Raw genomic sequence first — 7,001 nt, forward strand, 5'->3', positions numbered from 1 at the left:
ATCTTCAGCGTCCATCATTATGGCCACTGAGATAACAGGAACCTTCCCCTCAAGCTGGGGGGTGAGCTTGACAAGGGCTTTGAGGTCCTCCACATGCCCTATGCACGTTCCTGACCACACGTATATCACACTCTTTCTACCCTTTAGGGAAGAAAGTTCAAACTCTCCCCCTTTAATGTCTTTAAGTCTAAGGTCGTAGATACCCTTGCTGAAACAAGAGAAAAGAAAGAGCAGTAGGATAGGAAGGAGCTTCATATCAGTGCATGGGCATCTTCATGCTCTTGACGGGGGCTTCAACCACCACCCTGCCGCTCTTTTTAAAGACAAGTATCAGCTTAACCCTGTCTCCAGCCCTTAGGGGTTTCTTGAGGTCTATCAGCATTATGTGCTTTCCCATCGGCTTGAACTCAACCTTTCCCCCAGCAGGCACCCTCACCTCCTTGAGGGGTCTCATCTTCATCATTCCATCTTCCATTATAGTTGTGTGTATCTCGGCTACCCTTGAGGCTGAGCTCTCAACCCCCACGAGGACATCCTCCTCGTCCCCCGTATTGATAATGTTCATAAAGGCAGCGCTCATCGTTGATACGGGCGGAACCTCCCTTACCCAGGGGTTCTCAACGACTATATGGGGCTTGGCAAAGGCAAAGACTGAAAGGAAAAGGGCTACAACAGCGTAAAGCATACCAACCTCCTTAGAAAAACCTCTCTACATCCTCCGCTATCAGTTCGGGCTTCTGCTTGGTTGATGGGTATATTAACTTCAGGGTACCCTTTGGGTCTATCAGGTATATGTAAGCGGTGTGGTCCACAAGGTAGCCACCTTTGGAGCCCGTCTCAACCTTCCTGTAGAAAGCCATGTATTCCTTTGCAACCTTCTTTATCTCCTCCGGTGTGCCGGTAAGACCTATGAAGGTTGGGTAGAAGTACTGGGCATACTTCTGGGCTACCTCGGGTGTGTCCCTCTCGGGGTCAACGCTTATGAATATTACCTGCACCTTCTCCCTCACGTCCTTTGGAAGCTCTTTCATAGTCTTGGTGAGCACCTGGAGGGCTGCGGGGCACACATCGGGACAGTGGGTATAGCCGAAGAACATCAGAACGACCTTTCCCCTGAAGTCCGAAAGGCAGACCCTCTTCTCCTTACCCTCTTCCCATCCCTTGAGGCAGAACTCTGAGGCTTTTCTGTCCAGAACCGTTCCGTTGAACTTCTCCTTCTTCTCACAGGAAAGCAGGTTTGCCGAAAGAAGGATAGTAATTACTAACCAAAGGACCCTCATCAGGGTAAAGTATAATCCTTTTCTGAGAGGAGGTCAACACCGCACTCCAAGGACTCAACCCAGCCTATGAACCTGCCCACCAGCTCCTTACCCTTGAAGACAGCTCCGTGCTGAGGAGCTATGGTGTCTATATCAAGTCCCCTCACCATGTTTGCCCACAGTTTCATGACCTTCCCCGAAGCCATGTACCTTTTGTGGAAGCCTTCCATGTACCTGATGTGGCTATCAAAGTCCTCAACAAAGAAGTAGTCCTGTCCGAGGGAAGCCCCGAGGTCTCCCGAAAAGAGTATCTTGGATACAGGGTCATAGACCTGGAAGTTCCCGGGAGAGTGAAGGAAGTGAGCGGGGAGTATTGAAAGTTCACAGTCCCCTCCGAGGGTTATCTTCGTACCCCTGTCATCCATGGGAACAACCCTATCCTCAAGCTTTGAGTCCAGACCGAAGTGGGGAAGGAACCTCACCCAGAGCTTGGATATTATCGCCTTAGCGTCGGTCGTCATGAGCCAGTAGTTTATACTCGCCACTATATCAGGGTCCTGGTGGGACAGGAAGATGTACTTTATCTGCTTCGGAGGTATGAGCACGGATATGTCCGCAAAGAGCTTTGACTGAACCTTGTGCCCTCCCGGGTCAAGGAGGATAGCCTCATCCCTGTGGATTATGAGGAACTGGTTTGCTTGAACAGCGCTCGCCGGCGTCAGCTCCTCAAAGAGGAAGACCTTGTGCTCACCTGAGTCAAAGAGAAGGGTTCCACCCATAGCTCCACCTCGTTTGTGATTTAAATCATGTTCTATGATAACACAGGAGGAGCGGTTAGAATATTCCCCGATGATATACACGGGGATTGACGGGGATAAGACCTTCAGCATAAACTACTCACTTCTTAAGAAGGAGTGGAAGCCTGCGGAGGGTGTGGGGAGAAAGGTATATGCGGTAGGCTCCGACAGGAGCTTCGTAAGGATAGAGAAGACCGATATAAGGGACTCTTACGATCTCAGAAGGTATCTGGCTATTGAAATAGAGGAGAGGTTCGGTGATGTCCTCTGGGACGTTAGGCTCAGGGATGACACCTACTGCCTCTCGGTAGTGAAGGACTTTATACCTCCCGACGACATGTTCTCTATGGAGCCGGAGGTCTTCTCCTTGGCGAGGGTCTGCAGGACCCTATCCCTTGAAGACTGCTCTGTCCTTGATATCGGAAGTAGGAAGACCACCCTCGTCAGGGTGAGAGGAGGAGAGCTCACCTCTTACAGGGTAGCCCTCAAGGGAGGGGACTACATAGATAAGCACCTCTCTGAAACCCTCAGCCTTAGCCTTGAGGAAGCTCGGAGGATAAAGCTCACAGAGGGACTCAAGAACGAAGGGGTCAGGGAGGCTATGGGCAGGATTCTCGGCTCCCTGGGAGTGGAGCTTGAGGGTGAGACGGTGCTTCTGAGCGGGGGCGGTAGCCGTCTCAGGGGTATAGAGGAGCTCTTTGATAGGGTTGTCAGAAACAGCTACGTTGAGCCAGAGCTAAGCACCGCCTTCGGAGCCTCTCTGAAGTTCGTATTCAGGGACTGCTCTCCCGACTTCAGGGAAGAGGAGCTCTCGGAGAAACAGCTCAGGAACGCACTCCTGATGATGGGTAGCTCCCTGCTCCTCTTTGTCGGAAGCCTATTCTCCCTCAGTAGCGTTGAGAAGGGTGTGGTCGGTGAGCTGAGGAAGGCTGAGAAAGAAGCTTTCAGGAGGGAGTTCCCCACACTTCCCGCCGTTGCGGTCAGGGACCAGGTTAAGAGCATGCTGCAGGGAGAGAGCTACGGGCTCACCAAGAGGCTCCTTTCCCTTGCGGGTAAGCTCAGAGAGGGTGTGGAGATATACAGGATTGAGTTTAAGGAGGGGAAGCTTAAAGTTTTTGGAGTTGCCAAGGATGAGAAGGTTGCCCGGGAGCTGGGGGCGAAGTCTATGAAGAAGACACCCGAAGGTGGCTTTGAGTTTGAGGTGGAGCTGTGATAAGGAGGTATCTCAGCAGGAGGCTTCTCTACATTCTCTCCCTTGCCCTCTTTGTGCTCTTCCTTCTCTACTCTCTTCCCCATCTCTCCAATATAAGGGGGAGGATCTCCTCCGAATACTTTAAGCACAAGGAGTTTCTCCTCAACCTTCGCCTTGCAAAGGCACAGGGCAGGGAAGAAGCCACGGAAGACTCCCTTAGAAGGCTCCTCGGGTCCGTGGGGCTCTCTCCCGAATCTATATACTCCTCGGAGACAGGGATAGAGGTGAGGATGAAGGTCCCTTGGCAAAAGCTCCCCTTACTTCTGAGGGAGGTTGAGAGGAGGCACAGGGTCGTTACCTTCTCAGCGGTTGACAACACGGGTAAGGGAAAGTTTGATGTCCGGATGGTGGTCAGATGAACCCCTTTGAGAGCCTTGCCCAGAGGTACGACCGCTGGTACGAAGGAGAGTTCGGCTTTTCCGCTTACAGGCTTGAGCTTGAGTGTATCAGGTCTATGATGGGGAGCTTTAGCCTCGGTCTTGAGGTGGGCGTAGGCACGGGAAGGTTTGCCAGTGCTCTCGGCGTTCAGGTGGGTCTTGACCCCTCCATGAGCATGCTGAGGCTCGCAAAGAGAAGGGGCATCCTCTGCGTTCAGGGTATTGGTGAGAGCATGCCCTTCAGGGATGGGAGCTTTGACCTTCTATTGATGGTTGTAACCGTATGTTTCGTAAAGGACCCCTACGGGGTGCTGAAGGAATCAAGGAGAGTTCTCAAGGAGAGAGGGAAGCTCCTGATGGGTCTCATACTGAGGGAAAGCCCCTGGGCTGACTTCTATACCGAAAAGGGAAGGAGAGGACACCCCATATACAGACACGCCCGCTTTTACTCCATGGAGGAAGTGGAGGGCATGCTCACCAAGGCTGGCTTCAGGATAGCCTCTGTAAGGAGCACCATAATTGAGGAGCCCCAGGATGAGAGGGCTATCAAGAACAAAGAGATAAGGGAAGGCTTTCACAAGACAGCGGGCTTTACCTGCATCCTGGCTACCTGAGGAGGTTCCCGAAGAACTCGGTCGCTATGGCGCTCAGGTCCTCTGAAGCTAAGTCTCTGAAGAAGTGGTCCGCATAATCTATCACCTCAAGCCTGACGTTCTTCTTTCCCTTTATATATGGCTCAAGGAAGGCAGGAAGGTCCCTTACCCTGTCGTCCTCACCTCCCCAGACTATAAGTACGGGTAGCTTCAAGCGGGATAGGTATCTTCCTATATTCCTATCAACCCCGTAGTAGGAGTAAAGGGTCCTCGCACTCACCTTTGCCTTCTGACAGTAAAAGAAGTTTGTCTCCAAAAGCTCCTTTCCCCTGCCCTCCTTGACAAGCTTTTCAGCTCTCTTGAGGAGCTTGTGCTCCCTCTTAGTGCCCTTTGCCGGCGCTACCGCCAAGAGCCCAACTACCGAGCTGTCTCCCTTCAGACTTTCCGCTGCGTGTATGACCTGCTGACCTCCCAAGGAGTGCCCTGCAAGGATTATCCTCTTCACCCCCTTATCCTTGAGCCACTCAACCCACCTCTCAATCTCCCTTATGTTCAGCTCGTAATCGTGGTCAAGGGGATAGGAGCAGTCGTAGGGAGCCTTCCTGTCGTTTACCCCGAGGGTAAGGGTAGGAGAGAGAACCGGATAACCGGCGGAGACCCAAGCCTCCCTCTGAACCGCTATGGGTTCCCTCATTTTGTGGGTCTGAAAGAGACCGTGAAGCCAGAGGACAGCCCCCTTCTGTGCAGGGTCAACACCCTTTGGGACAGCCCACTCTCCGTTAGCTTTGAGCTTCCTCCCCTCGTAATCAATCTCTATGGATACAGGCACAGCCAGAGCTACGCTCAGAAAGAGCATGAAAGCTGTTATCAGCAACATGGCTCAACCTCCTTATAATAGAGTTTATGTTCTTTTACGACGAGAATAACCCCAAAAGGCTCTGGATTCACCTCCACGGCTTTGCCACCAACGTTCTCGGCTCAAAGATAGAGTTCGCCCGGAGCTACTTCAAGAGGACGAAGGCATACTCCTTCTTTGCTATGGACATGGACTACCACCTCCACACGACCACCGAGGTCCTTAACGTCCTTGAGGCTCTCGTCCTCGGCTTTTCTGAAAGATACGAGCACATAACCCTGTGCGGAAGCTCCCACGGAGGGTACATAGCAGCCAACTACGTCAGATTTAAAAGGCTCGGGAACGTGAAGAGCCTCCTTCTCTTGGCACCATCCTTTGAAACCCTATCGCTGATAGTTAAGGAGCTCGGGGAGGAGAAAACGAAGGCTTGGCTTGAGGGAAGGGAGCCCCTCAGGTTCAAAGAGCAGGAGATGGAGATAGAGGTCAGGAAGGACTTTGCGGTGGACATCCTCAGGAACGGCTACGAGATAATCTCCGAAGGCGAGGTCAGGTTCCCCCAGGAGCCCCCTGTTGATATCCTGATAGTCCACGGCACGAGGGACGAGGTCGTTCCCATTGAGAGCACGAGGCTCTTCGCAGACCACGTGAGGGTAAAGGAGTTCATAGAGGTTGATGACGACCACCAGCTCTCAGAGAGCTTCGGGAAGGTCCTCACCTCACTCGTAGAGCGCGGAGCCCTCTGAGCCCTATATTTAAGTTCTATGAAGTGCAGGATATGCGGAAAGAAGCCCGTTATATACATGCCCCAGCACAGGCTCGCCCTTTGCAGAGAGGACTTTCTGAGCTGGTTTGAGCGCTACACCGAGAGAACGATAAAAGAGTTCAGGATGTTCACGCCCGAGGACAGGGTTCTCGTCGCCATCTCGGGAGGAAAGGACAGCCTCGCACTATTAAAGGTTCTCAGAAAGCTCGGCTATCAGGCTGATGGCTTTTACATACACCTCGGCATAGGTGAGTACTCCGAGAGGTCAAGGCAGAAGGTTGAGGAGTTTGCCAAGGACCTCGGAGCAAGGCTCATAGTCCACGACCTGACCAAAGATGTAGGGGGCATACCAGAGCTCAAAAAGCTCACCAGCAGGGAAGCCTGCTCCGTATGCGGTCTCGTGAAGAGGTACAACTTCAATAAGGTAGCCAAGGACCACGGCTACGCCGTGGTGGCTACAGGACACAACCTTGACGACGAAGCGAGCTCCCTACTTTCCAACGTGCTGGGCTGGAACATGAAGTACCTCGGGAGAAAGTTCCCCGTTCTTGAGGAGGAGGATGGTTTTGTAAGAAAGGTAAAGCCCTTCTGCAAGTTCACCGAGAAGGAGACAGCCCTGTATGCAGTCCTGAGCGGTATTGACTTCCTTGAGGAGGAGTGCCCTTACTCTGAGGATGCCAGCTCCATCTTCTACAAGGAGATACTCAACCAGATAGAGGAGAAGTTCCCCGGAACCAAGCTGAGGTTCTACCTTGAGTACCTGAGAAAGGTCTATCCCCTCTTCAGGGAAAGGGAGAAGAGGGAGCTCCAGCCCTGCAAGGTCTGCGGTGAGCCCAGCCCCTCGGAGGTGTGTCCCGTTTGCAGGCTCCGGGAAAGAGTATTAAACTTAAAAGGCACGGGGCGTAGCTCAACTGGATAGAGCGCGGGACTACGGATCCCGAGGTTGTGGGTTCGACTCCCACCGCCCCGGCGTGAAAAGATGACAAAGAAGAGCGAAAGGATAGTTCCTATAGCGGACAACAGAGAGGCAAAGGCTAAGTATGACATAATTGAGAGGTACGAGGCAGGTATAGTCCTTGAGGGTTCGGAGGTAAAGTCCCTCAG

The 7,001-nt window shown here is 52.6% G+C and carries 11 protein-coding genes and 1 tRNA gene; 7 read left to right on the forward strand and 5 right to left on the reverse strand.

Annotation, left to right across the window (positions count from 1 at the left end; genetic code table 11):
* From AC1HCM_RS07290 to AC1HCM_RS07305, 4 genes are all read right to left on the reverse strand, one after another.
* A partial coding sequence (locus AC1HCM_RS07290) for a peroxiredoxin family protein (RefSeq protein ID WP_479461108.1) occupies positions 1 to 255 on the reverse strand: 255 nt, incomplete at its 3' end.
* A gap of 1 nt (position 256) precedes the next feature.
* Complete coding sequence (locus AC1HCM_RS07295) at positions 257 to 685, reverse strand: copper chaperone PCu(A)C (protein ID WP_479461109.1); 429 nt, start codon at positions 683 to 685, stop codon at positions 257 to 259.
* Positions 686 to 695: 10 nt separating this feature from the next.
* Entirely contained in the window at positions 696 to 1,280 is a 585-nt protein-coding gene (locus AC1HCM_RS07300; RefSeq protein WP_479461110.1) for an SCO family protein, read from the reverse strand.
* Complete coding sequence (locus AC1HCM_RS07305; RefSeq protein ID WP_479461111.1) at positions 1,280 to 2,038, reverse strand: oxygen-binding di-iron domain-containing protein; 759 nt, start codon at positions 2,036 to 2,038, stop codon at positions 1,280 to 1,282. The genes AC1HCM_RS07300 and AC1HCM_RS07305 overlap by 1 nt, the downstream gene beginning before the upstream one ends.
* A gap of 70 nt (positions 2,039 to 2,108) precedes the next feature.
* Between AC1HCM_RS07305 and AC1HCM_RS07310 the strand changes: the two genes are divergently transcribed.
* From AC1HCM_RS07310 to AC1HCM_RS07320, 3 genes are read left to right on the forward strand one after another with little or no spacing between them, the layout of a single operon-like run.
* The gene (locus tag AC1HCM_RS07310) at positions 2,109 to 3,269 is read left to right on the forward strand and encodes a cell division FtsA domain-containing protein (RefSeq protein ID WP_479461112.1); all 1,161 of its coding nucleotides are present in this window, start codon (positions 2,109 to 2,111) and stop codon (positions 3,267 to 3,269) included.
* Positions 3,266 to 3,667, forward strand: coding sequence for a hypothetical protein (locus tag AC1HCM_RS07315; RefSeq protein ID WP_479461113.1), 402 nt, complete (start codon positions 3,266 to 3,268; stop codon positions 3,665 to 3,667). Before AC1HCM_RS07310 ends, AC1HCM_RS07315 begins: the two co-directional genes overlap by 4 nt.
* Positions 3,664 to 4,299: a class I SAM-dependent methyltransferase gene (locus AC1HCM_RS07320; protein WP_479461114.1), complete on the forward strand. Its 636-nt coding sequence runs from the start codon at positions 3,664 to 3,666 to the stop codon at positions 4,297 to 4,299. The genes AC1HCM_RS07315 and AC1HCM_RS07320 overlap by 4 nt, the downstream gene beginning before the upstream one ends.
* On the opposite strand, the gene AC1HCM_RS07325 is transcribed toward AC1HCM_RS07320, so the two are convergent.
* On the reverse strand, positions 4,292 to 5,155 hold the full coding sequence (locus tag AC1HCM_RS07325; protein ID WP_479461115.1) for an alpha/beta hydrolase: 864 nt from the start codon (positions 5,153 to 5,155) through the stop codon (positions 4,292 to 4,294). The genes AC1HCM_RS07320 and AC1HCM_RS07325 overlap by 8 nt on opposite strands.
* 26 nt (positions 5,156 to 5,181) lie before the next feature.
* On the opposite strand from AC1HCM_RS07325, the gene AC1HCM_RS07330 reads away from it, so the two are divergent.
* The 4 genes from AC1HCM_RS07330 to AC1HCM_RS07345 all read left to right on the forward strand — a co-directional run.
* Complete coding sequence (locus AC1HCM_RS07330) at positions 5,182 to 5,877, forward strand: YqiA/YcfP family alpha/beta fold hydrolase (RefSeq protein ID WP_479461116.1); 696 nt, start codon at positions 5,182 to 5,184, stop codon at positions 5,875 to 5,877.
* Between the two features lie 18 nt (positions 5,878 to 5,895).
* Positions 5,896 to 6,816 (forward strand): TIGR00269 family protein, encoded by a 921-nt coding sequence (locus AC1HCM_RS07335; protein WP_479461117.1) that lies wholly within the window; start codon positions 5,896 to 5,898, stop codon positions 6,814 to 6,816.
* Positions 6,794 to 6,867, forward strand: a tRNA-Arg gene (locus tag AC1HCM_RS07340). Before AC1HCM_RS07335 ends, AC1HCM_RS07340 begins: the two co-directional genes overlap by 23 nt.
* 9 nt (positions 6,868 to 6,876) lie before the next feature.
* Positions 6,877 to 7,001 (forward strand): SsrA-binding protein (locus AC1HCM_RS07345; protein ID WP_479461118.1); only part of this gene is annotated, 125 nt, incomplete at its 3' end.

This window comes from Hydrogenivirga sp. (genome assembly GCF_056450045.1).

Coding starts and splice junctions, on each gene's coding strand:
- AC1HCM_RS07295 (WP_479461109.1), bottom strand. CDS start 685: ATGCTTTACGCTGTTGTAGCCCTTTTCCTTTCAGTCTTTGCCTTTGCC.
- AC1HCM_RS07300 (WP_479461110.1), bottom strand. CDS start 1,280: ATGAGGGTCCTTTGGTTAGTAATTACTATCCTTCTTTCGGCAAACCTG.
- AC1HCM_RS07305 (WP_479461111.1), bottom strand. CDS start 2,038: ATGGGTGGAACCCTTCTCTTTGACTCAGGTGAGCACAAGGTCTTCCTC.
- AC1HCM_RS07310 (WP_479461112.1), top strand. CDS start 2,109: ATGATATACACGGGGATTGACGGGGATAAGACCTTCAGCATAAACTAC.
- AC1HCM_RS07320 (WP_479461114.1), top strand. CDS start 3,664: ATGAACCCCTTTGAGAGCCTTGCCCAGAGGTACGACCGCTGGTACGAA.
- AC1HCM_RS07325 (WP_479461115.1), bottom strand. CDS start 5,155: ATGTTGCTGATAACAGCTTTCATGCTCTTTCTGAGCGTAGCTCTGGCT.
- AC1HCM_RS07330 (WP_479461116.1), top strand. CDS start 5,182: ATGTTCTTTTACGACGAGAATAACCCCAAAAGGCTCTGGATTCACCTC.
- AC1HCM_RS07335 (WP_479461117.1), top strand. CDS start 5,896: ATGAAGTGCAGGATATGCGGAAAGAAGCCCGTTATATACATGCCCCAG.